The following is a 23,627-nucleotide window of genomic DNA, read 5'->3' as shown; positions in this document are numbered from 1 at the left end:
CGTCCAATCGGTCCACCGCCACTGTCCACGTCGCCGCGACTGGCAACGGGTAGCCCACGGGCGTACCCTCCGCGAGGATCTCCCGAGCCCGCTCGGTCACCAGCCCGCAGTAGTCGGCCACCGTCATCGACGTCTGGCCCAGCCATGCCCCCGCCTGCTCCACCGCCAGCGGAAGATCCCCGAGAAGCTCCGCCACGGTGTCCGCCTCCGGTTCGGTCAGCCGCGACGCCCGGCGACGCAGAAGACCCACCGCGTCGGCACGCGGCAGCACGTCGACCGCGACCGCCGCCGCCAGCCCCGCCCAGTCGGGATCCCGCGAGGTCACCAGAACGTGCCCGCCAGCCCCGGCCGCGCCCAGCAAACCATGCAGACCCGACGGCGCCCCCGCGTTGTCGACCACTACCAACCACTGGCGAGCCACCTGCCGCGCTTTCAGTAGCCCCACTGCCCTCGAGGCCGACTCGGCCGCCGCGCCCACCACCGCCACACCCAGAGCACCCGCGAGCTCCGCGAGCCCCGCTATTAGTTCACCCGGCTGCTCGGCGGCCACCCACCACACCACGTCGTACTCGTCCCGCCACCGGTAGGCGTACTCCACCGCGAGCTGCGTTTTGCCGACCCCGCCCAGACCGTGTAGCGCCTGCGGCAGCACCGAAGCGGACCCGACCCCAGTCAGGCGGCGCCGCAACCCCTCCAGTTCCTCCCCTCTGCCGACGAAGTTCGGGTTACGCGGCCATGGCACTTCCCACACCGGCAGAACCACTTCGCCGCCACCGGCCAGACCATCTCCCGAACCCGACGCGAACACTAGATTTGCCGGGAACAATGCATGTGCCACAGCCAGCAAGGCGCCCCGCCCATCGACTAGCGCGCCGAACGTCAGGAGACGCGATACCCCAGACCAGTACCCACGCGCGTCCGAATCCCACGACGGATGGCGACTCCGGGACAACCCGGCTGCCTCCAGCACCTCTCGCGCCGAGACCGGATCAGCGAAGACTTCAGCAAACGCGGTGATCTCTCCAGCCGACAAACTCTCGCTCACGCGGCACCCCCCGGTAGCCCGAGCCCACCCGAACGGTACGACCCGTCGCGCAGGCGAACATCATCCCACCCCGCCCCACCCCAGAACGGCACTACTTGGGCGCCGGTGACGACCACGCGAGATCTTGCGGCCTGCTGGCCTCCGGCAGCGACGACGGCACCGCGTGGCTGTGGGACGTTGGCGTGCTCCAAGACCTGTGGAACGCCGCTGTCCAGGTGGGCTGCCAACGCGCCGGCCGGGGCCTGGACGAGCAGGAATGAACCCGCTACCTGGCCGACGAGCCGTACCGGAACGCCTGCCCGACCAGCACCCAGTAGCCAGATRCATCTTTCGATCTTGTCGGCAAACGGTCGTCTGTCGACACCACCCGACGGTTACCCATAGACCCCTTGCGAGGCGTCGACAAGCCGTGTCGAAATTCAATGTCGACCGTCCCGACCGGCCACCGGCCGGCAGGGGACGGTGGACGCGCGTTTAGCTTGCGGGTGAGGACCGCTCGCTGGCGGCGCGTTCGTAGGCGCGCAGGGTGTCGACGACCAGCTGGCGCTCGGCCGAGGTCAGGGGCCCGAGGGCCTCCCGCCAGGCGGCGGCGCCTGGGCCGAGCCATCCCTCGATCGCCGGTCGGCCGGCGTCGGTGATGCTCACGATCCGTCGCCGGCGGTCGTCGGGGTCCTCGCGACGTTCCACGACCCCGCCCCGGCCGAGGTCGGCAGTCATGAGGCTGACCGTCGTCGGCGCCACCTCCAGCCGCGCAGCCAGCTCATTGACGGTCATGGGCCCGTCGAACAGCAGGTAAGACAGCAGCGACAGGTGCCGCGGGCCGAGGGCCAACCCGGCCAGCTCGGCTGGCGGCGGCGTCCGCTTCGCCCGCCCGATCAGCTGCGGCATCAGCAGCAACAGCGCACGGACGGCCTCGTCCACATCAAGTTCGCCCCCGCGCCCGGGCTGGGTTGACATCACCCTCCTCGCCATATTTTGCTTTGCATGCAAAGATGCTTTGCTAGCAAAGGCAATATCCCTGTCTCGTCGACTCACTCTGGAGTGTCGTGACCATCCTTGTCACCGGCGCGCGCGGGAACGTCGGATCGCGCCTGCTCACCGCCCTGGCTACGGCCGGACGGCCGGTTCGGGGCTCTGCCCGCGACGCCACGACCCTACGGCTACCCGCCGGCGCCGAGGCGGCCGAACTCGACCTCACCGACCCAGGGCCGGCCGCGGCGGACGCGCTGCGCGGCGTCGAGGCCGTCTTCCTCTATCCGGTCCGCGGCCCTATCGACGGCTTCCTGGAAGCGGCCGCGAAGGCCGGCGTGCGCTACCTGGTGCTGCTGTCCTCGCCGTCGGCCTACGAGGCCGGCGAGTTCGCCCGGCCCATCGGGCTGGTCCACCGCGCGGTCGAGCGGGCCGTCGCCAGCTCCGGCCTGCAACACACCGTGCTCTACCCGAGCTGGCTCGCGACCAACGCCCAGCGCGACTGGGCCGACCAGATCCGTACCACCGGCCGAGTCGCGATGGCTTTCGGGGACGCCTCCGTCACGCCGATTCATCCCGACGACATCGCACAGGTCGCGGCGGACCTGCTCACCCGCGACACTTTCCGCGCCCGGATGCAGATCCTCACCGGACCGCAGCCGTTGCGCCTGCGGGAGGCGGTCGCGACCATCGGCGACGTGCTCGGCGTCGAGCTCCCCGTCGACGATCTGACCCGCGACCAGGCACTCGAACGCGAGCAGGGTCGAATGCCCCGCCCGATTGTGGAAACCCTGCTCGACGTCGCCGCGGCCAGCATCGGCCAGACCGCCCCGGTCACCAACACAGTTGAACGAATCACCGGTCACCCCGCCCGATCTTTCCGCTCCTGGATCGAAACCCACCGCACAGACTTCCTGCCCAGCTGACGACCGCGACCGCGCAGCGCCAGGGGAAGACGGCTGCCCAACGCCCGACGCCGTGAGGACGGCACCGCCCCACCGTCCACAAGGCCAGCGTGCTCGAGTGGTCCGATCTCACGCCGCTGAGCGCCAGCCTGCGGGTCGCCGAGGCTCACCAGGTCCTCGCCCGCCTCCAGCAGCACCTGCTCGCGGGCCAGGTCGAGACCGCGCTCGCTGACCAGGCCCACTGTCTTGGGTTGTGCACCCTGATCGGCACCCTGTGGGTGCCCGATATTCGATCGTGGGCGCTGACCTGGGGTTTTGGCTGCTGCGCCAGTGCGATCGACCACCGGGCCGCGTTGCGCTGTTCGTTCGCCGCGTCGAGGACCGCCCGTACGTCGGACGCGGTCGGTGGTCGGACTGGCAGACGAACACGACGACGGCGCCTCAGTCGATCATGCCCGACCGGTCACCCCAGCCGCTCCGCCCGGCGAACGCAACCGTGCCGGAAGAAGCCGGTGCGCCTCCGTGGGAGGGGGAGTATACGGCCGCGCGATCCGGCGCTGGGATTCCGGCGGTGTCGCCCGGCGGACAGGTCGGCGGTACCGTCGCGCGTCGGCCGCTGAAAAGCGCCCGCACCCGTGCGTTCAGATTCCGCACGGTGCCGGTGCGCTGTCAGCTACGCGACTTTCTCCTCGCGTCTTTACCGCTTCTTTGAAACTGACAACAATTCCGGGTCTGGACCGGCTTCACCGCACCAGGTCATCGGCGGTTTATTGTGCGCCCACACAGTAGGATCTGCATGCAGCGCGGTCGGCTCCAGGTTTGTGGCGTTGATGTTCGCCGCGATATAACAGGGATGCACAGGTCCGAGGGTGGGAATGTCAGATCAACTCGCGTCGGCAGGCTTGCCGGCAGATTCCTTCGGCTTGATCATCTGCCCGGATGGTGGGGTCGGCAACGGGGGCGCGGCGGTCGCGCGGCGCGGCGCGGATGCTTTGCGTCGGTATCTGACCGGCCCCGGCGGCCTGGTCGATAGCCGGGTGGAGATCCTCGACGGGCCGCGTGCCGCAGTCGACGTCGCGCTGGCGCTGACCCGCGCCGGTACTGTCCCCACGGAGCTGCTGCTGGTCTGCTGGCTGGGTCTGCTCGGCGCCTCGGGTGGGGAGCCGCTGCTGGTCGGTGACCCGACTGCGGGCGGCCAGGCGGGCGCGCTGCGTTTCAGCCAGTTGCTCGCGCTCGTCGCGGCGTCCCCGGCCCGGCATCGGGTCGTGTTCGTCGACGGCTGGCGCGCGAACGGCGCCGGCCACGATGTCGCGGACGCGCTCCTCACAGCGGCTGCCCGTCAGGACGGCGGGCTGGAGCTCCTGGTCRCGGTGAGTGAGGCGGAGCCGGTGTTCGCCGCGGGCCCCCTCCCACCCGCGGTCGCCGGCCTGGGCCGACTGCTGGCGAGCGGCGACCCGAACGGCCCCGAATCGCTTACGGTCGGCGGCGTTCTGGCGGCGACCCAGACCTTGCTCGACCCGACCGACGGGGTGCGCGCGGCATACCTGGCAGGCAGTGCGGCGGACACGCCGATCGCGCGCAACATCGCGAGGCTGACCCCGACCGACCCGGCCAGGGCCGAGCCGACGGTGGTGCTGCCCGACCGCGGGGCCAGCGGTCCGGTCCCGGCAGCCTCGGGTCTGGCCACGACCGGCGCCGGGGCGCGCTCCCCCTACCCGGGCCTGGCGTCGTTCGACGCCGACTCCCGGCAGTTCTTCTTCGGCCGGTCGGAGACCGTCGACGATGTGCTCGGCGCGCTTCGGTTCCGGCCGGTGGACGCCGGGCCGCTGGTGCTGGTCGGCGCCTCGGGGGCTGGGAAGTCTTCGGTGCTGCGGGCCGGCGTACTGCCGGCGCTGCGTCGGGGCGAGCTGCCCGGCCTGTCCGCGGATCATGTCCAGGTGGTACTCACTCCCGGATACCACCCGCTGGCAGTGCTGACTACCCGGGTGCTCGAGGAGATCTCGGCCCCTGGACTGAGCGGCGCGATCCTGCAGACCGTCCGCGACGAGCCGGCGCGCTTCGCCAGTCTCGTCGGCGAGTTGCTGGCCCACCGCGCGCTGCGCGGCCCGGCCATGACCTCGCTGGACCTCACGTCCACGCCGGTGGAGCCGACCATCGGCGGCGCGGCCGTGGTCCGGCGCCTTGTCGTGGCGGTCGACCAGTTCGAGGAGACGTTCACCCTCTGTGCCGATGAGGGGGAGCGGGCGGCGTTCATCGAGGCGCTGGTGTCGCTGGCGACGCCGGGGCCGGACGGCAGACCCGGGCCGGCCGTCGTGTTGATCACCGTGCGGGGTGATTTCTACCTGCCGTGTGTGGACCATCCGCTGCTCGCGCAGGCGCTGGCCCGGGGGCAGGTGGTCATCGGTCCGATGCGGCCCGAGGACATCCGGGAAGTGGTCGTCCGCCCGGCGGGCGCGGTTGGCCTGGCCGTCGAGCCGGCCCTGGTCGAGCTGGTCCTCGACGACCTCTTCGACGAGAGCATGGCCGGGTCCGGCTCCGGGTCGTTGCCGCTGCTCGCGCACGCGCTGCGGGCAACCTGGGAGCTCCGTGCCTCCGGGACGCTCACCGTCGACGCCTACCGGCGGGTGGGTCGGCTGGCCGGGGCGTTGACGAAGACCGCCGACGACTGGTTCACCGGATTGGACGCGGCGGCGCAGGAGAGCGCACGGGCGTTGCTGCTCGGGCTGGTGCGGGTGGGTGAGCTGGGGGAGACGACCCGGCGGCCACGGCAGCGGGCGGCGTTGCTGGCCGAGGTGCAGGCGCCGGGGGCGGCCGGGGTTCTCGACCAGTTGATCGGTGAGCTGCGGTTGGTGGAGGCCGACGAGGACCGGGTGCAGATCACCCATGAGGCGTTGCTGCGGGCGTGGCCGCGGTTGCGGGAGTGGCTGGAACTGGACCGGGCGGGGGCGTTGGTCCGGCAGCGGCTCGATGACGGCGGCCAGGACTGGGAGGACAACGGTCGTGACCCGGCGCTGCTGCTGCGCGGCCAGCGGCTCGCCGCGGCCCGGGAGTGGGCCGAGCCTGGCGGGCGCCGCCGGCCGCTGCCGAGCCCGGCGGCCGACTACTACGACGCCTCCGTCGCCCGCGAGCGGGCCGAAGCCGACCAGATGCGCCGGCGGACACGTCGGCTGCTGGCGCTGGTCGCCGCGCTCACCGCCGTCGCCCTCGTCGCCGCCGGCATGACCACCGTCGCGTTCGTCAGCCGCGCGGGGGCGACAKCCGCGAAGAACAGCGCGACAGCTGCGGAGAACAGGGCCTCGTCGGCCCACGTCGCCGACATCGCCGACAGCATCTCCGGCGACAACTCGGAGGTCGGCGCGCAGATGGCGCTCGTCGCGGAGCGCATCGCCGACACGCCGGAGGCGCGGACCGCGGTCCTCGGTGCCCAGACTCCGTCCCGGCTGTTGCACGCGCACCAGGGCTCGATCGGGACGGTCGCGTGGAACCCGGACGGCCGGACGGTAGCCAGCGGCTCCGACGACGGCGTCGTCAAGCTGTGGGACGTCACCGTCGGCACCTCGGCCGCGGCACGGCCGGTGGGCGCGCCGCTGCGCCAGGGCACCGCGACGCAGGCACATGCCGTCAAGGCGGTGACGTTCGACCGCAGCGGGCGCCTGATGGCCGTCGGTACCTCGAACGGCGAGGTGCGGATCTATGACGTGACGAACCGAGCGGCGCCCCGGGTTCGGGACACGCTGCTGCCGGCGCCGCTCGCCGCCGGCGGCGTGTTCGGACTGGCCTTCAGCCCGAAGGCCGACCTGCTCGCCGCCGGTGGCTACGGGAACGCGGTCGCGCTCTTCGACGTGTCGGTTCCCGGCGCGCCACGGATCGCCGGCGCGCTGGACGCCGGCGCCTCGGTACGCGCCGTTGCCTTCAGCCCGGACGGCACCCTGCTGGCGACCGGCGGTGAGGACGGCCGTGCGCTGCTCTGGCACGTCACCAACCCGGCGGCACCGGGCCTGCCCCAGGTGCTCTACACCCCGCGGGAAGACCTCGCGCAGACCACGCAGATCCGGGCGCTCGCGTTCAGCCCGGCCGGCGACGAACTCGTGGTCGAGACCATCTACGACGCGCTCATCCGGTACGCCGTCAAGAACGGCACGGCGACCCGCATCGGACGGCAGACGACGCTGGACTCCCAGCTGACCGCGGTCACCTACCTCTCGCCGCACGTGCTCGCCGTCGCGTCCGCCGCCAACGAGGTCGCCACCCTCCCGATCGGCGTCCAGACGGCCGGCGACAACACGGACGACGCGTCCAGCACGCTCGAGGAGATAGGCCTGCGGGCCACGCCCTGGTCGCTCGCGGTCGATCCAACCGACCGGTCCTGGATCGTCGTCAGCGGCTCCGACGGGGCGCTGCGCTGGCTCCACTCGACGCCGTCGCCCACGTTCCGACGGACCACGCCCGTGGCGATTCTTCCCCGCTCCGCCAGCTCCACGATCACCATCACCGAACTGCGCGATCTGTTCGTCCACGACGACGTGATCAAGGCTGGCCTCCCGCCGGACCAGCGGTTGCGGGCAGCCGTGACGCTCGATCTTCCTGACGAGCCGTACGCCGTCGCGGGCGCCAGCCTCTCGCTCTCTGGGGGGATCCTCGCCGTCAACACCAGCGACAAGATCAGTATCTGGGACGTGTCCGACCGGGCGATCGCCGGCTGGCCGCGCTATGACCCGACCAAGCCGCCACCGACGATCGCCCCCCTGGCTGTCCTGCCGCGGGAGGTGGACCAGACGGTCAGCGTCGCCGTCAACGCCGACGGGCGCCGCCTGGCGATCGGCGACTTCGGCGGGGTGGAACTGTGGGACATCACGAATCCCCGGGCTCCGACGATGCTGGGCACGCAGCCCAATGCCTTCAAACCAACCGGGGCGGCGCAGGTGGCCTTCAGCCCGGACGGGACGCGGCTCGCGGCGACCAGCAACGACCAGACCCTCAAGGTGTGGCCGGTGGCCGGGAATCTCACCGGCGGCCCCGAGGGCACGCTCAACCTCGGCGACGAGCTCGTCTCGCCGCCGGTGTTCCGCCCCGATGGCCACATCGTCGCGCTGGGCGGTGAGGACGGCCAGATCCGGCTGGTCGACGTGTCCGACCCGGCCAGGCCGCGGGTCGTCGGCACCACCACCAGGCAGGCTTCGGGGGCCAACGTGCTCGCCTTCAGCGCGGACGGGCGGCGCCTCGTCGCCGGCGGTTCGCTGCAGACCCGGATCTGGGACGTGTCCCAGCCACGCAGCCCCCAATGGTTCCTGTCGTTCCCCACGCTGGCCGGGGTCATCCTCACGGGCGCGTTCCAGGGCGCGGGCGACTACCTCATGGCCGCCTTCGCCTTCCCCGGAGTTGATCCCTACACGGTGCTCGTCGATCTCAACATCGAACGCAACGTTGAGCGCCTGTGCGCCAACATCGGCGACCCCGTCACCGAGCAGGAATGGGAAACCTACCTGGACGACGTTCCCTACCGCGCGCCGTGCGGCCGGGCGCCGGCGTCCACCAGCTAGCCGACAGCCGAGGTCGCGGTGGCGTTCGAACGCGAGGAAGCGCTCCTCCACGGGGTCTACGAGATCACCGAGGTGCTCGGGAGCGGCGGCTTCGGCATCGTCCTCGGCGGTCGTCACCGCGACATCGACCAGCGCGTCGCCATCAAGCGGATCGACACCGCCCGCCCCGGCCTGACCCCGGCAGCCCGGGCCGACCTGGCCGCCCGGCTGCGCGCGGAAGCCCGGATGCTGACCAGCCTGCGCCACCCGCACCTGGTCGAGGTCTACAACTACGAGACCGACGGCGAGCTGCACCTGCTCGTCATGGAGCGGCTCGACGGCACCCTGGGCCGCTACTTCGGCCAGGCCAGCAGCCGGTCGATCCTCGACGCCTGCGCCGCAGGGGTGGCGATCGGCGCCGCACTCGGGGCCGCGCACGCCCGGCGCATCGTGCACCGCGACATCAAACCGCAGAACGTGCTGGTCGCCGCCGACGGCACGGTCAAGGTCGCCGACTTCGGCGTCGCCAAGATCCTCGGCGACGAGCTCAGCCCTGCCACCAACATCGCAACCCCGGTCTACGCCCCGCCGGAACAGCTCGACGGCTCGCCGATCACCCCCGCGGCCGACGTCTACGCCCTGGGGATCACCCTCTACGAGATTCTCACCGGGGCGCCGCCGTTCCGCGGCGCCCTCGAACAGCTGCATCACGCCCACCGCGAGCTCGCGCCCCCGCCGCTCACCGGCCGGGTGCCGGACCCGATCGCCGAGGTCGTCCTGCGCGCGCTGCACAAGGATCCGGCCGGGCGTTACCAGACTGGCCGCGAGTTCGCGGTCGCGCTCTTCGCCGCGGCCGCCCACCTTTACGGCCCCGACTGGGTGGCTCGCTGCGCCGTGCCGGTCTACATCGACGAACAGCTGCGCGGCCGCCAGCTGGGGCCGCCCGCCGGCGACCGGCCCCCGGCCGACTCCTCGACAGCCGTTCCTGCTCCAGCACCGCCGCCGACAGCCGTCGCCCTTCCGGCGCTCGCGCCGGACGGGACCGCGACCGCGCCATGGACCGTCGTGGCCGACGCCGGCACCGTGATCAGCTCGCCGCCCGACCGGCCGCCACCCGCCGCGCCGGCCGGCCGCCGTTTCCGCGGCCGGGCCGCCAAGGCGCCTGCCCCTGCCCCGTCGACCCCGCTCCTTCCCTCGGCGCAGTCCGCTCCGGCAGTCCCCACGGCCCCCACGGCCCGGGCACCCGCCGCCGTCCCGGTGCCGCCGCCCCACGCTCCGGTCGCGACGCGGCCGCCCGCCGCCCGGTTCGTGGCGCTGCTGCCCGACGGCCGGCACCTCGGGCTGGATGGGACGACGACTGGTCCTACCAGCGTGTCGCGGATTCCCGGCCGGCGACGCGCCGAGCCGACCCCGGTCGCCGTGCCCGGCGCGCACGGAATCGCCGTCGGGCCGGACGGCACGGTCTACGTCAGCGTGCCCACCCGTCACCTCGTCCTGCGCGTCGATCCCGACGGCCCCGCGGTGCCCGTCCTCGGCACCGGCGAGGCCGGGTACTCCGGCGAGGTGGGGTCCGGGCGGCACTCCCGGGTCGACACCCCGTACGGCCTCGGGTGCGGTCCCGACGGTGCGCTCTATGTCGCGGACAGCGGCAATGGCTTGATCCGCCGAGTGGATGCGGCAGCCGATCTTGTCGAGACGGTCGCCGGAGCCAGCAGTGGGCAGCTCACCGCCGGTCGCCACCACTCCGGGCCGGTCCGCGCCGAGCCTGCCGGCTGGACCGAGCTCAGTCCCGCCGAGCTCGTGCTGCGCGGACCCCGCGCCGTCGCGCTCGATCCCGAGGGCCGTCTGCTGGTCGCCGACACCGGCAACCACCGCGTCCTGCGGCTCACCCTCGCCCAGCCGACCGACCCCGGCCGCCCGGGCGCGAGCGAGGCCCGGCGCCTGGCCGGCACCGGGCAGCCGGGGGACGCCGGTGACGGCGGCGCGGCCGTCCGCGCCCGGCTACTGCGACCGGCCGGCGTGGCCGCGCTGCGCGACGGGCGAGTCCTCGTCGCCGACACAGGCAACGGCCGCGTGCGAGCCGTCGCGCCATCTGGGCAGATCACCCCGCTGGCGGGCGGCCGATACCAGCCCGCGGCCAGCCCGAGCTCCGCCGCGTCGCGGCTGCGGGCGCCCACGTCACTCGTCGTCCTGCCCGACGGCCTGGTGCTCGTCGCGGACCCCATGACCGGCCGGGTCGTGACCCTGCCACTCCACGCCGGGCCGGGCGGCGGCGTCACGACCCCGCCGGCCGCGGTCGACCGCGGCCGGGCGGCGTTGGCCGCCCCGGCCGCGCTGGCCGTCTGGCCGACCGGCGGCACGGTTCTCGCCACCGGGATCGCCGCCGGTCATATCACCACCCTGCTCCCCGACGGCCGGACCGGCCTTCTCGCCGTCCTCCCGCGCTGACCCTATGGGGTTCCAGAACTCGGCCACCTGCCTTGAGCTGGGAGTCTGCCCTCGTGGTCGACGCGGCACGGCATCATGCCGAAGAGATCGTGGCAATCGCCCGGCACACTGCCGAACTCGAAGTTCGCAACGCCGAGTTCCAAGCTGCGGAGATCCTCAGCGCCGCCCGGGAAACCCGGCAGGAAGCCGAACAACTGCGCGTCGACGCCGAGACGTTCGCCGACGCCGCGCTCGCCCGTGCAGCACAGATCGTGTCCGAAGCGCGCGAAGATGAAGCCCGTATTGTTGCCGACCAGCGCGCCGAGTCCAAGGCGCTGGCGGGYACTGTTGCATTGAGCCAAGTCGAGTGATCTCGGCCGTAAATCTTTCGGTCTTGAGGCCTTGAGGAGAGTCGGCGGGGCCCCGGAGAGCAGCCGGTCGAGCCACTGGGCGACTTGATCGCAAGAAGATCTACGGTCAAGACCGGCTGCCTTGGCTCAATGCAACAGTGCCCCTGCCCGCTCGGTCTGCTGGCTATCAGGTTGGTGAGCGAGGTGTCGGGTACGAGTGATGGGCGAACGGCGGCGACGTGGCCGACGGTGCCCGGCCGCGTCCCCGCGCTGATGGTCATGGGGGTGTAGCGAGCGGTGTCGGAGAGCGAACCTCGCGGCGGGCTGGGTTTCTCCGACTTGTTCGACCTTCTCCGGATGGGTCTGACCCTGACTAGTATCGACGATGGCAGGGTGCGACGGGTCAACGAGTTCGCCTGCCAGTTGTTGGGCCGAGATGCCCGCGAAGTCGTTGGCAGGAATTGGCACGAACTCGTCGACCCGATGCAAGTCGAAGAACTGCGTGCTATCGACCCAGGGGATGTTCTGGCCGGACGCCTCGACTGGCGGCAGCGCACGGTCCGTTTCGTCCGGCCCGACGGCCAGATCACCCATGTCCTAGCCTTCGGGAGCAAGGTAACCATCGACGGCGACCGCTGCTTTCTCAGCCAGATTCAGGACATAACGGAGCTTGTCTCGACGCATCGTCAGCTTCAGCTTGTTTTGGACAACACGCCGGTCTCGGTCTTCCTTCTCGACCACGACGGGCGGGTGCTCACCAGCGGCGGCGCTGCCCACCAGTTGCCTGCAGCAAGGCTTAGACAGGTGACCGGCTCCAGCGTCTTCACCGCGTTCCGTGACCATCCGGCTGTGCTGGCAATGGTGCGTCGGTCGCTGCGGGGCGAGCGTGTCCATGAGGTCCTGGCGGCGGGTGGACACTGGTATGACGTCCATCTTGTTCCGCTGCCCGGTGCCGCGGCGCAGCGTCCGTCGGTCGCGGGCGTCGCCAGCGACGTCACCGAGCACGAACGCGCGAGCGCGGAACTACGAGTCCGTACCAGTCGCCAGACGGCACTCGCGGATCTTGCGCAGCAGGCTTTGGAAGTCGCCGATGAGGACGTGCTGTGGGATCGGGGAACCCGGACCCTCACCGAGCAGATCAGTGCCGAGGTGATGATCGTGCGCGGTCGGCCCGCGCCGGATCGGCACCCCGGCGCATGGGCTGCTTCGGACGATTCCGCAGGCGTGGGCGTCGGCACCGACCCATCGGCCCCATACAGCCCGACGATCCCAGCCCACCTGAACTACGACGTCGGACTGCAGGGTCAGGTCCTCTCAGATAGCGGCGCCACGATGCCGGCGACAGAGCGTTCCTGCACCGTCATGCGGGTGCCGGTAGGACCCGCAGACGAGCCGGTTGCGACGATCTGCCTCCGTGGAGCCGGGCGTCGACGGACCTCTGATGACGCCGCCTTCATCCGCTCCGTGTCCGCGATCCTCGGATCGGCGGTACTGCGGATCCGCATGGAGCAGGACGCACAGTTCCGCTCCCTGCACGACCCCCTGACCGGACTGCCCAACCGGGCGGCGCTGCTCGACGCACTACGACGCAGCCTGAGCCGGACCGGGCGAAACCAGACCCGGACCGGCGTCCTGTTCGTCGATCTCGACGGCTTCAAAGCGGTCAACGACACACTCGGGCATCAGGCCGGCGACAAGCTACTCACGACCGTCGCCACCCGGCTCCGCCGCGCGGTGCGGCCCGGGGATGTCGCCGGCCGGCTCGCGGGCGACGAATTCGCCGTCTTGTGCGAGGGCGTCGGCAGCCTGGATGACCTGCAATCCATCGGGGAGCGGGTCATCCAGGCTCTCGAGCCCACCGTCGAACTGCGCCGGCCGGTCAACGTGAGCGCGAGCGTCGGCGCCGCGCTGTCCGGCCCCGGCCTCACCGACGCCGAAAGGCTGATCACTGCCGCCGACGTGGCGATGTACGAAGCCAAGCGGCAAGGCGGCGGATGCCTCGTCCGTTACGACGAACCAGTCCGCGCTGTACACGCCGCCCGACTGCGCAACGTCACCGCCTTACAACATGCGCTGTGCGAGCGGCGACTTGTCCTGCGGTTCCTGCCGATCGCCCGCCAGGTCGGCCCGATCGTCGCGGTGGAGGCGATCCCCTGCTGGCCTCATCCAGCCCGGCGTGCGCTGGCACCCGAAGACATCGAACCGATCGCAGTCGACGCAGGACTCTCCAGCGACCTCGACCTCTGGCTCGTTGACAGCGCGATCCGCTATGCGCACGACGCCGCGGGTGCGCAGACGCCGATGACCGCGTCGACCCTCACGATCAGAGGCGACAAACAGCAGGACGAGAGCCGCAAGACATCACCCAGGGAGATGTGGATTCGGCTCTCCGCCCGCAGCTTCGGCGACCCCGCTCTGCGCAAGAGAATCATCGCGCGAACCACCGGATCGGCGCCGGCCGCGGGACACGGCCTCACTCTCTGCATCGTGATCCCCGACAAGCTCAGGGCACAGGACCGCCGGGAGATCGACACCGCCATCGATCAACTCGCCGACGCCGGCGTCGCGGTCCGCCTCGACTTCACCGAGACCACACCGCTGCGAGCAATGGCCGCAGGCCAGCTGCCATCTGGGCTTCACGGCGTCAGCCTCAGCGAGCAGTACGTACACGGCGTAGATCACAGCGACGCCACCGCGGCGGTACTCGCCGGCGTCGTGTGCTTCGCACACCTACTGCACTTGGACGTAGCCGCACGAGGCGTCAACACGCCCTCCGAGCTGGACGCGATCCGAGCGCTGGACTGCGACCTCGCCCAAGGCGCCGCCGTAGGCCAAGCGCTCCCCATGCCTCCTTGGTAAACCACGCGCCTGTACTTGGCGTCGGCCGTCAGGCGGCTCGTTGATATTCGTGGAGGAGGCCGTCGAGGCGGTCGATGCGCCTGATCGGGCCGCCCGGATCGCCGGATGGGGTCCGCAGGTCGGGGGATGTCGAGGTCGAGGCCGCGGTGGGGTCGGGCGGTGTTGTAGTGCTCGACGTAGATCGACAGGACCTGTTGGGCGTGGCGCCGGTTCCAGATCAAGGCCCAGTCGAGGCGCTCGGCGCGGATGGTGCGCACCCAGCGTTCGGCGAAGGCGTTCGCGCGCGGATCCCGGCATGGCTCAACGCCGCCCCGTCGCCGATCGACTGTGCCGGGTCGGCTGATAGGTCAGCACCTGCGTGTGGCCGTCGAAGGTCCGGGCCTCGAGCAGCTCGAGGTCGAAGTCGTCCGCACCGTCGAAGATCCGGTCCACGCCGGTCGTCCCGGAGATCACTGGGAAGACCGTCACCTCGATGGTGTCGATCAGGCCGGCGTTCAGCAGCGCCCGGTTGAGCGTCAGGCTGCCGTGGGAGCGCAGCGGCACCTCGGATTCGGCCTTGAGGCGCGTGACCACCTCGACAGGATCGCCGGACTCGATGGTCGTGTCCGGCCACTCGAGCGGCTCGGTCAGCCGGCTGGAGAGCACCGTGACGGGGGAGTCGAACATGCGCGTGATCCACCCGTCGAACAGGCTGCGGTCGAAGCCCGCGTTAAGGAACGGCGCGTTCGACGAGTAGGTTTTGGCCCCGAGCACCATGCGCAGCGGGTCGCGGTAGGCAGCGGCGCGATGCGCGAGGAATTCGGGGCCCTGCTTGCCCCAGTAGCCGCCCCAGTCGCCGTTGTGGTTGGCGAAGCCGTCGAGCGTGGAGAAGATGTCGAAGGTGTACGTGGCAGTCATGGTGTCTCCTTGCGGGAAGTTGGTCGCGCCGCGCCTTGTGGCGGCCTCACCCCTGAACCGTCGTGCGCAGCCGGCTTGATTCAGTCATGGAGACTCCTGCTGGTTGCGGGCGTACCGAGAACCGACGACGCTGCCGTCGAAGACACGTGAATCGACGAGCACCATCTGAGCTCGAGCGGGCAGCTGCGGGTATAGCGGTCGGCCCGTCCCGAGCAGCACGGGGTGGATGAAGACCTGGTACTCGTCGATCAGTCCGGCTGCGCCGAGCGCGGCCACGGTCTGAGAGCCGCCGAAGACGTAGGTGTCGCCGTCGGCGGCGTCCGCGAGCTCGCGGACACGCGCCGGGCCGGCTGCTGGTCCTCACCACGTGGTGGCCAGGACACGGCGTGGTGACTCCGCCGGCGTCACACGGGACGCGGGTCCTGTCCCGTCTCCTTGACCATCCGGTCGCCGGCCTTGACCTGCTTCCAGATGGCACGGCTGACTCGGATCTTCTCCTCGTGTCCGCCGTCGTGCCGGATCGTCACTCGCCGGTACAGGTTCGATCCGTCCAACAGCGCACGGGACTTCTTCACCACCACCGCGCTCCACGCAGTCTCGTCGCTCATGGGTTCCTCCGAGTCGGGTTCCGTTGCAGCCGGAAAGGAAAGTAATCAGCGATAAGCATGGCTGGGCATACGGTCTCCGGCGAGAAGGACGCGCTTCTGGCCGAGGTGGCGGCGGAGGTCCTCGAGTGCTGGCACACCGACCGGATCCCGGCCGAGGGTGAGGAGTGGCGAGATTTCCTGGCCTGGAATGCCCGGAGCCTGCGCCGAGCGATACTTTCGGTCCGCGACGGCGCACGCCTCATCGCCACGGCGGGTCCCCGCGGCCCGGATGTGGACAACGCGATCGCCCAGACCGGCTTGCTCGAACGCGTTGGTTTCGTCTGGTTTCCCATATACGTCTTCTCTTTGTCGTGTCGGCGGTGTGATGTGTGCGCGTCGGCCGTCGAATGCCGTTGGGCTGTCGATGGCACCGGTCGGCCGCGATCAGCCGGCGGACATGGCGGTGTGCGCGCGGCCGCGAATGTCGGCAGGGGCGTGCCCTTGGCGCAGGATCGCGGCACCGATCGCACCGGTCCACAACATGTTCACGGCGCCGATGCTGGCGGTGCTTCCCCAGCCGTTGGCGGCGTAGAAGTTCGCCGGGTCCATGCCGAAGAACAGCGAGGGCACGAAGGCGAGGTTGACCACGGCAAGCAGGACCGACCCGTTGCGGATCCGACGCGGCAGGGAATGCGTGCGATGCACGGCGCCGGCCAGCGCGATCAAGAACGTGGCGACCAGCAGACGGGCGATCGGGCCGTGCAGCAGCGCCATCCCGTTGGCGAGGGGGCCGTCGATGGTGGGGTCCTTGGACCCGTCGGGGTACTCGAGCGCGACACCGGACTCGAGCGAGGCGGCGACCATGGTCATCACGGCGTACACGAGACCGGACGTACACGCGATCTCACCGGCGAGTCCGGCGCCACGGCCGAGCACCCGCCTCAGTCCGGTCGTGAAGACCAGGAAAAGCGTGAAGACCACGACTGTGATCAGGGCCCGGACCAACACGTTGCTCGCAGGGGGAGGCCCGGAGTACACGAAGTACAGCGGCACCATCACCAGCGACAGGGTGCACACCAGCAGGGCGCACGTGCCGGTGAGTTTCCGGTCCGCAGCGGCAAAGGCGAAGCGGTCAGTAGTGGTCATGGCTACGACCGTGCCAAGGACGGCAGCCCGGCCGCTGCGGCCAGGCGGCGCTTCCGGGTGTCCTTCGGTCGACACTTCGACGTCGGGGCGTCGACTTCGGTCGATGGTCGTCCACTACTCCGATCCCGTCCACCCGAGACTCATACATTGACCGGGTGAGCACAGCCCCGCGACGAGAGGCAGCGATCAACGCCGGGCTGGCCGTCGCGGCCCTGGCGGTCGGCCTGACCAGTGAGCAAAACGTCCTCTACGGCGGCACCGATCGCCCGGTCGCCCTGCGGGCGGCGGACGTGCTCCTGGGTGCGGGCTGCTTCGCCGGGATCTGGATCTGGCGGCGCCGCCGCCCGGTGGCGTTCGCCGCGGCGGCCATCGCGATCGGCGTCGTGTCCACGCTGGCCGGCGGGATCGGACTTATCTGTGCGTTCACCGTCGCGGAGCACCGGCACTGGCGTACCGCGGTCGCGGTCGGCGCCCTGGCCGTAATCAGCATCGTGCCCGCGCTGGCGCTGTACCCGGTTCCGCACGCCGTCCGCGCCTTCACCGTCGGCGCGCTGGCAACGTTCGCGGTCACCGGCTGGGGGATGTTCGTCCGGGCGCGCCGTCAGCTCCTGGACTCCATGCGCCGACAGGTGCGCGACGCCGAGTACCGGGCCATCGAACGCGCCGCGGCCGCCCGACGCGCGGAACGCGAACGGATCGCCCGCGAGATGCACGACGTCCTGGCGCATCGCCTCTCGCTCCTGGCCGTGCACGCCGGCGCCCTGGAGTACCACCGCGGCGCCTCGGCCGAGGAGGTCGTCACCATAGCGGCGATCATCCGCAGCAACAGCCACGAGGCGCTGAACGAACTGCGCCAGGTCATCAACCTCCTACGGGCGACCACACTCGCAGGACAGCTGCCCCAACCCACACTGGCCGACCTGCCAGCCCTGCTGGAGGAGTCCCGCAGCGCCGGGCTCGAGATCTCCTGCACGGTGTCGCCGCGAGTGCTCCAGCACGTCGARCACAGCCCCACCTCGACCGGCGGCGCCCTCTACCGAGTCGTGCAGGAAGCCCTCACGAACGTTCGCAAACACGCCCCACAAGCGCGGGTCCGCATCGAGATGCACGACACCGACGACGGCATCGAGCTGTCGGTCCGCAACCACGCCTCCCCCGTCACCCCCACGGGCGCGGCGCCACCGGGCTCCGGGACCGGGCTCACCGGGCTCCGGGAACGCGTGAGCCTCAGCGGCGGCCGGATCGAGTACCAACCGGTCGCCGACGACGGCTACCAGGTCCGCGCCTGGCTGCCGTGCGCCACCACGGAACAGGGAACGACATGACCATCCGCGTGTTGATCGTCGACGACGACGCCTTGGTCCGCAGCGGACTGACCTTCATGCTCCGAGCCGCGCCAGGCATCGAGGTGCAGGGCGAAGCCGCCGACGGAGACGAGGTGGTGGCTGCCGTGGCTTCGCTACGTCCGGACGTCGTACTGATGGACCTTCGCATGTGCCGGGTCGGCGGCATCGCCGCGACGCGCGCATTGCACGCCATGCCGCAACCCCCGAAGGTGCTCGTGCTCACCACCTTCGACGCCGACGAGGAGGTATTCGCGGCGCTGGCAGCCGGAGCCGCCGGGTTCCTGCTTAAGGACACCCCACCGGCCGACATCGTCCACGCCATCGAGAGGGTCGCCAACGGCGACCCGATGCTCTCGCCGTCGGTCACCCGACGCCTGATGGACCTCGCCGGCGCCCGCGCCGGCACCAGCGCTCGGGACGCCGCCCGTGCCCGACTCTCCGCTCTCACCGAGCGAGAGTTCGAGGTCGCGCTCGCGCTCGGCAAAGGCCTGTCCAACGCGGAGGTCGCCCACATCGCCTACATGAGCACCGCCACCGTGAAGGCCTACGTGTCCCGACTGCTGGACAAGCTGCAAGCCGCCAACCGCGTGCAGGTCGCGTTGCTCGTTCAGCAGGCCGATTTCCCCGACGCCGAGYGATGACTTGCTCCCGAGGGCACCTGAGTGGTTTACCGGCCCGCACCTCGGCGAAGGCGACAGCGAGCACCGGCGGGCGGCCGCGATTGCAGCGCCCCCACCTCCGCGAGCGCGGCGAGCGCCAGCCGAACGCGCCGGCGCACGCCTGTAGGGCGCCAGAACCCGATTCGGGGGCTTGGCCTGCGGTTTTGCAGCTCGGTCAGGCGGCGCGGTGGTACTCGTTGATGACGCCTCCGAGGATCTTGCGGTGGTGGATCGAACCGCCCGGTGGGGTGACGGTGGCGGGGTCGTGGGTTGGGGGCTGCCCGGGGGATCGCGCCCCCGGGTCACCCGACCAAGCTCGGCGCCCCTGACCGTCCACCTGCACCCCACACCCATAGGGTTCATCGTCCGCGACGCGGCAAAACCGACAGCACGGACGCAGGGACAGCTGTGCGGGTCGGATACCAACCCGCACAGCTGTTCAGGTTTTTACGATAAGATCAACGCCGAGGCGCTCGAGGCGCTCGAGGCGCTCGAGGCGCAGACGTCAGAGGTGTGCGTCAGACCGGGCGGACGTGCTCCGCCTGGGGGCCCTTTTGGCCCTGCGTGACGTCAAACTCCACCCGCTGGTTCTCGTCCAGGCTGCGGAAACCCGCGCTGTCGATCGCCGAGTAGTGAACGAAAACGTCCGGACCGCCGCCGTCCTGCGCGATGAAACCGAAGCCTTTTTCGCCGTTGAACCACTTAACGGTGCCCTGAGCCATGTGCTTCTCCTTCGTGGGAGTTGAACCGGGACCGCCTGGCGCGGGCCGGGGTGCTGCGGTGCGATCGCTCCCACTGCCGAACTGGCCGGAACACGACAAACGCCCGCTGCCAGAATCCGCGGGCGTCGGTACGTTCGAGGAACCTTAACTGCAACGGAGCCAACCCTATCACTAGTCGCGTCGACTCGCCGTCTGTGGTCGGGAGGCGGATTGGTGGGCACCCCGTCGTCGCGGCTGGGCTTCGATCAGCCCCGCACGGTCGCATTGGCTGGGGGGCAAGGCTGGCAGGCCAGTCGGGCATGATCGTGTCATCGGTGGGCAGGGCAAGCCGGCGCGGCTCCGAGGGGTGCAAGTATGCGATTTCTCTGGTCAGTGCCCGAGCCGCGGCTTGTTGATATTCGTGGAGGAGGCTGGCGAGGTGGGTGATGCGTCTGATCGAGCTGCCAGGCGATGTCGCGTAGGGGAGGGCGCAGACCGCGTGTGGTCGGCTGCCGCTGTTCCTGATGTGCGCACGCGGCGGATGGGGCAGCCCCGCGCTGGCCATGATCGTTGTGGGCGTGAGGTGGGCGTGGACGCCCCGACACCGACCGGCACGGATCGAGGGCCGATATCGGAAAGCTCCGACAAGGAATTCGAGAACCGTGGCGGTACAAACATTTTCCGTCATCATTCGGCATGTTCTGGCATTTAATAGGGCTGTCTCTTAATAGGCGGGTCGTCCGGTAGGCCGGCAGCCATGGACGTGAGCCAAGCGGGACTGTTGCATCGTGAGGAGTCGGGCATGCCGAGCCGCTACTGGCCTGGTGATCAGATGGCGTGGGAGAGCTCGGTGAACGCTGCGGCAAGTCGGCGCCGGGGTTCGACGTCGGTTCCGAGTTCGTAGTGGCCGCGGCCGATGTTCTGGACGAGCGCGTGCCCTGTGCTGATCGTCTGGGCGGACCGTAGGCGTTTCAGCCCGCGCATCGGTCGCAGCCGGGCTTTGAGTCTGCTGTGGTCGGACTCGATGCGGTTGTTCTCCCACCGGGCATCGACGTGACAGGCCGCGGGCAGCAGCTCATCGAGGACTCGCGGGTAGACCGGTGCCCTATCGGTGGTGACCTCGACCGGTCGACGGCCGTGGGCCAATGCCTGGTGGAAGAACCGACGGGCCGCGACCTGGTCGCGTCGTTCGCTGGCGAGTGCGTCGATGACCTGGCCGTGCTGGTCAACGGCACGGTACAGGTACCGCCACCGACCGGCGATCTTGATGTAGGTCTCGTCGACATGCCATCTGTCGCCTGGGCCGTGGCGGCGCGGCCGGGCCGCCACGACCAGTAGCGGCGTGAACCGTTGCACCCACCGGAAGATCGTGACGTGATCAACGTCGAGGCCACGTTGGGCCAGTAGCTCCTCGACGTCCCTATACGACAACGCAAGTCGCAAGTACCAGCGAACCGCCAGCGTGATGACCTCCGGCGGGAACCGGAACCCGACGAACTCCGACGCCGGGACCGGTGGGCGCACGACATCTCGAGCCACTACACGATCATGCCGGCTCGCGGCGCAGACCAGCTCGATGGCCAGCTGCAACAGTCCCGCGCCTGCGCTGCCGGAATCGATTCGGTCTAAAACGGTCATCGGGTCACGCGGAGCTCAAAATCGCAGGTCACGGGCATGGCGGCGCAACCGACCATGGCCGTTCGGCGTTCCACTAGTGGTACGGGTGCGGCATGGACTTTTCGGGCGGCGATGGAGCGCTATGACGGCCTGGGTGGCACGACACCTCGCCGCGGTCGCCGGCGGTGCGCGCAACGCCGGCAATACCGGTCGCCGTGATGGCCCGGACGTGGCTTCTCGGGCTGCGGGAGTAATTCACCGATGATTGCCGAGGTATTTGCCAGCGTGTTGGCCGCCGCGTTCATTGTCGGCGCGACGCTCTGGCTCGCCGGCCGTCGCTACCGGCTCGAGCCCGCCGCCCGGGCGGGGCGACGCGCGCTGCTGACCGCCGGAGTCGGCGCGATGGCCTTCTTCGCGATCCGCTGGGCGGTGGGCCAGTCGCCCGGGGACGGGGCGGAGGCGTCCGGCGGTCCTACAGCCGAATCGTCCCCGGACGTGGACGCCACCGCGGCGACCACCCCATCGACCACCTCAACGCCGCAGGCGAGCGAGTCGGCTGCGACGGAGGTCAGCACGAGCGCCCGCGGCGCCGGATACTGGCTCGTCACCGCCGGCGGTGCGGTGATGTCGTGCGGGGCCGCGCCCCACTTGGGTTCGTCGGCGGACAGCGGTGCCGAGATCGTCGCGCTGGTGCCGACAGCGACGGCCGAAGGCTACTGGCTTGTCACCCGTGGCGGCGAACTCCTGCCGTTCGGGGATGCTCTGCGCCTGTCGGGCCCGGTAGCCCGTCGTCCCGTCATAGCGGCCGGCATCGTTGGGCTTGCCGAGGACGACGACCGCCCGCCCGGGATGTGGTTGCTCACCGATGACGGTGACGTGCTCGGCCGCGGGAGCGCCCCCGTGTTCGGAACGCTCGCCGCGGTCCGGCACACAGGCCCGGCGGCGGGAATCGTGTCGACCATGTCGGGCCGGGGGTACTGGATCGCGGACACCCAGGGCAGCGCGCACGCATTCGGCGACGCGACGCAGTACGAGACCGTGACAGGTCGGCTGAACGAGGACGTCACCGGAATCGCCGCCGTGGACAGCCGGTCGGGGTACTGGCTCGTCGCCGGCGACGGTGGCGTCTTCTCGTATCCAACGAACACCACCGACCCGGCCGCAGTGAAGTTCTACGGCTCGCTCGGCGAGCATCCTCCCGTCGCCAAGGTGGTCGGGCTCGCGCCGACCGCATTCGGCGACGGCTACTGGCTGGCCGACGAAACCGGTGCCGTGTATCCCTTCGGAGCCGCACCGCGGATCGCGGCGGACACGCCGACAGGGCTTACCGATGTCGTCGGCATCGTCACGTTCGGGTAGTAGTGATCTGGCGGCGCGCTGCGGCGCGGAATCGGCGAGACATGGATAGCGCCTCGACGGCGGACTTCACGGAGCAGCTTTCCGAGCTGGAGATCGCGGCGCTCGCGGCCAGTTACGGCTCGTTGCCCGCGGCCCGTGGCCTGCTGCAACGGGCCGGTCTGCCCGTGATCGACCTACCCATGGGCGACGGACGGCAGTCTGCCCGGCTGTACTGGGGAACCGTCGCCGAGGAGCTTTGCAACGGCCTGCAGCAGGGAGGGCGTGTCGCGCTCCTCGCTGTGGCTCGGCGAGAGAATCCGGAAAATTCCGCGTTCGGCGGCCGGCAGGTCGCCCGCCGTCTACCCGGCTGGCGACCGGCGGCGGCGATTCTCACAGCGGTGGCCGTGGCGGTAACGCTGGCCTGCCTTCCCATCTGGACCGACGACGTCCCGACGATTCCCGCTGCTCAGCGGAGCCCCGAGACCGGCCAGTCCGTGACCAAGCCGGTGCTACCGGCTTCCGAGGGAAGCCCAGAAATCAGCGCGAGTGCGGCACTGGCGTGTGCCAGCGCGCCCGGCTTCGGCATCCCCGCCTATACCCGGTCGATTCGCAACGCCTATGACCTGGCCGGAGGCCAGGCGACGCTCGGCTGCGCGACGAACAACGTCGTGGCCGTCGGTGGCGGCGCACAGCAACAGTTCAGAACGCCGAGCGGCCGGGACGCGGCGATCGTCGCACCGGACCCAGCCCACGCATTCGCCCTGCTCCCCGATGATCTCCGGTGCCTGACCGATGTCCTGGACGGATACACCATCACCGTGCAACGGGGGGTCATGGACAGGCCCGTGGAGGAGGTGAACGGCGGCCGGGTCATCCACCTTCCCGGCGGGGCGCTGYCCGGCGCGAACGCCATGATTCGTGCGCCGAACGCTGCGGCCTGCGTGTGGGTTACCCCGCCGTTCTGGCGCGTCTACGAGGGCGATTTCGGCGGTCCGACGAGCCGGTTGGGCTTCCCGACGTCAAACGTGCTGGCCTGCGGTGACGACACCGTGCAGTGGTTCCAACACGGCGTGCTGCGCCAACGACCTGACGGATCGATCGTCCTCGACACGTCATCCCCCTGCAAAGCCCCGACCACGCCGTGATCACGCCGAACAGAGTCGAACACAGGTCGGAGACCGCGTCGACACGTTCGGCCACCCCGGCGAATGCCCTGCCCGCGCTGGCTGCGGGCCGGTGGACGGACATCGCGGCGGTGGCCG

16 protein-coding genes and 3 pseudogenes are annotated in these 23,627 nt (G+C 70.5%); 10 read left to right on the top strand and 9 right to left on the bottom strand.

Annotated features, from left to right (window positions below; genetic code table 11):
• Positions 1–1,045, bottom strand: a 1,045-nt coding sequence (locus BCD49_RS26940) for an effector-associated domain EAD1-containing protein (RefSeq protein ID WP_241832405.1), incomplete at its 3' end; no start/stop codon positions are given.
• 474 nt (positions 1,046–1,519) lie between these two features.
• A complete protein-coding gene (locus BCD49_RS26935; RefSeq protein ID WP_007507806.1) occupies positions 1,520–2,002 on the bottom strand; it encodes a MarR family winged helix-turn-helix transcriptional regulator in 483 nt (160 codons plus the stop codon).
• Positions 2,003–2,091: 89 nt separating this feature from the next.
• Between BCD49_RS26935 and BCD49_RS26930 the strand changes: the two genes are divergently transcribed.
• From BCD49_RS26930 to BCD49_RS26910, 5 genes are all read left to right on the top strand, one after another.
• Positions 2,092–2,940, top strand: a complete 849-nt coding sequence (locus BCD49_RS26930; protein WP_007507807.1) for an NAD(P)H-binding protein — start codon at positions 2,092–2,094, stop codon at positions 2,938–2,940.
• 902 nt (positions 2,941–3,842) lie between these two features.
• Positions 3,843–8,459, top strand: coding sequence for an nSTAND1 domain-containing NTPase (locus BCD49_RS26925; protein WP_241832404.1), 4,617 nt, complete (start codon positions 3,843–3,845; stop codon positions 8,457–8,459).
• Positions 8,460–8,477: 18 nt separating this feature from the next.
• Positions 8,478–10,886 (top strand): serine/threonine-protein kinase, encoded by a 2,409-nt coding sequence (locus tag BCD49_RS26920; RefSeq protein ID WP_007507809.1) that lies wholly within the window; start codon positions 8,478–8,480, stop codon positions 10,884–10,886.
• 53 nt (positions 10,887–10,939) lie between these two features.
• Positions 10,940–11,236: a hypothetical protein gene (locus BCD49_RS26915; protein ID WP_007507810.1), complete on the top strand. Its 297-nt coding sequence runs from the start codon at positions 10,940–10,942 to the stop codon at positions 11,234–11,236.
• Positions 11,237–11,512: 276 nt separating this feature from the next.
• The gene (locus tag BCD49_RS26910; protein WP_007507811.1) at positions 11,513–14,074 is read left to right on the top strand and encodes a sensor domain-containing protein; all 2,562 of its coding nucleotides are present in this window, start codon (positions 11,513–11,515) and stop codon (positions 14,072–14,074) included.
• Between the two features lie 194 nt (positions 14,075–14,268).
• Here BCD49_RS26910 and BCD49_RS45295 read toward each other — a convergent pair.
• From BCD49_RS45295 to BCD49_RS26895, 4 genes and pseudogenes are all read right to left on the bottom strand, one after another.
• A pseudogene (locus tag BCD49_RS45295) lies at positions 14,269–14,331 on the bottom strand (integrase core domain-containing protein); the annotation flags it as partial.
• A gap of 43 nt (positions 14,332–14,374) precedes the next feature.
• Positions 14,375–14,971 carry a dihydrofolate reductase family protein gene (locus tag BCD49_RS26905; protein WP_007507812.1) on the bottom strand — a complete coding sequence of 199 codons (597 nt, stop codon included), beginning with the start codon at positions 14,969–14,971 and terminating at the stop codon, positions 14,375–14,377.
• 84 nt (positions 14,972–15,055) lie between these two features.
• A pseudogene (locus BCD49_RS26900) lies at positions 15,056–15,298 on the bottom strand (dihydrofolate reductase family protein); the annotation flags it as partial.
• Between the two features lie 77 nt (positions 15,299–15,375).
• The gene (locus BCD49_RS26895; RefSeq protein WP_007507814.1) at positions 15,376–15,579 is read right to left on the bottom strand and encodes a DUF7489 domain-containing protein; all 204 of its coding nucleotides are present in this window, start codon (positions 15,577–15,579) and stop codon (positions 15,376–15,378) included.
• A gap of 57 nt (positions 15,580–15,636) precedes the next feature.
• Between BCD49_RS26895 and BCD49_RS46505 the strand changes: the two are divergent.
• Positions 15,637–15,834: pseudogene (locus BCD49_RS46505) on the top strand (TetR/AcrR family transcriptional regulator C-terminal domain-containing protein); the annotation flags it as partial.
• Between the two features lie 168 nt (positions 15,835–16,002).
• Here BCD49_RS46505 and BCD49_RS45290 read toward each other — a convergent pair.
• The gene (locus BCD49_RS45290) at positions 16,003–16,704 is read right to left on the bottom strand and encodes a hypothetical protein (RefSeq protein ID WP_007507815.1); all 702 of its coding nucleotides are present in this window, start codon (positions 16,702–16,704) and stop codon (positions 16,003–16,005) included.
• Between the two features lie 155 nt (positions 16,705–16,859).
• Here BCD49_RS45290 and BCD49_RS26885 point away from each other — a divergent pair, with 155 nt between their 5' ends.
• Together BCD49_RS26885 and BCD49_RS26880 are read left to right on the top strand one after the other, a co-directional pair.
• Positions 16,860–18,029 carry a sensor histidine kinase gene (locus tag BCD49_RS26885; RefSeq protein WP_007507816.1) on the top strand — a complete coding sequence of 390 codons (1,170 nt, stop codon included), beginning with the start codon at positions 16,860–16,862 and terminating at the stop codon, positions 18,027–18,029.
• On the top strand, positions 18,026–18,691 hold the full coding sequence (locus BCD49_RS26880; protein WP_071042034.1) for a response regulator transcription factor: 666 nt from the start codon (positions 18,026–18,028) through the stop codon (positions 18,689–18,691). Before BCD49_RS26885 ends, BCD49_RS26880 begins: the two co-directional genes overlap by 4 nt.
• A 536-nt stretch (positions 18,692–19,227) precedes the next feature.
• Here BCD49_RS26880 and BCD49_RS26875 read toward each other — a convergent pair.
• Together BCD49_RS26875 and BCD49_RS26870 are read right to left on the bottom strand one after the other, a co-directional pair.
• Positions 19,228–19,431, bottom strand: a complete 204-nt coding sequence (locus tag BCD49_RS26875) for a cold-shock protein (protein ID WP_007507818.1) — start codon at positions 19,429–19,431, stop codon at positions 19,228–19,230.
• An 807-nt stretch (positions 19,432–20,238) separates the two neighbouring features.
• Entirely contained in the window at positions 20,239–20,949 is a 711-nt protein-coding gene (locus BCD49_RS26870) for an IS6 family transposase (protein ID WP_051467358.1), read from the bottom strand.
• 339 nt (positions 20,950–21,288) lie between these two features.
• Between BCD49_RS26870 and BCD49_RS26865 the strand changes: the two genes are divergently transcribed.
• Together BCD49_RS26865 and BCD49_RS26860 are read left to right on the top strand one after the other, a co-directional pair.
• Positions 21,289–22,386 (top strand): hypothetical protein, encoded by a 1,098-nt coding sequence (locus BCD49_RS26865; RefSeq protein WP_007507821.1) that lies wholly within the window; start codon positions 21,289–21,291, stop codon positions 22,384–22,386.
• A gap of 41 nt (positions 22,387–22,427) precedes the next feature.
• Positions 22,428–23,510, top strand: coding sequence for an effector-associated domain EAD1-containing protein (locus BCD49_RS26860; RefSeq protein WP_071042033.1), 1,083 nt, complete (start codon positions 22,428–22,430; stop codon positions 23,508–23,510).
• Positions 23,511–23,627 lie beyond the last annotated feature (117 nt).

Source organism: Pseudofrankia sp. EUN1h (genome assembly GCF_001854645.1).
Lineage (GTDB): Bacteria > Actinomycetota > Actinomycetes > Frankiales > Frankiaceae > Pseudofrankia > Pseudofrankia saprophytica.
Note: the sequence above shows the minus strand (reverse complement) of the source record. Positions and strands in the feature narration are given on the sequence as shown.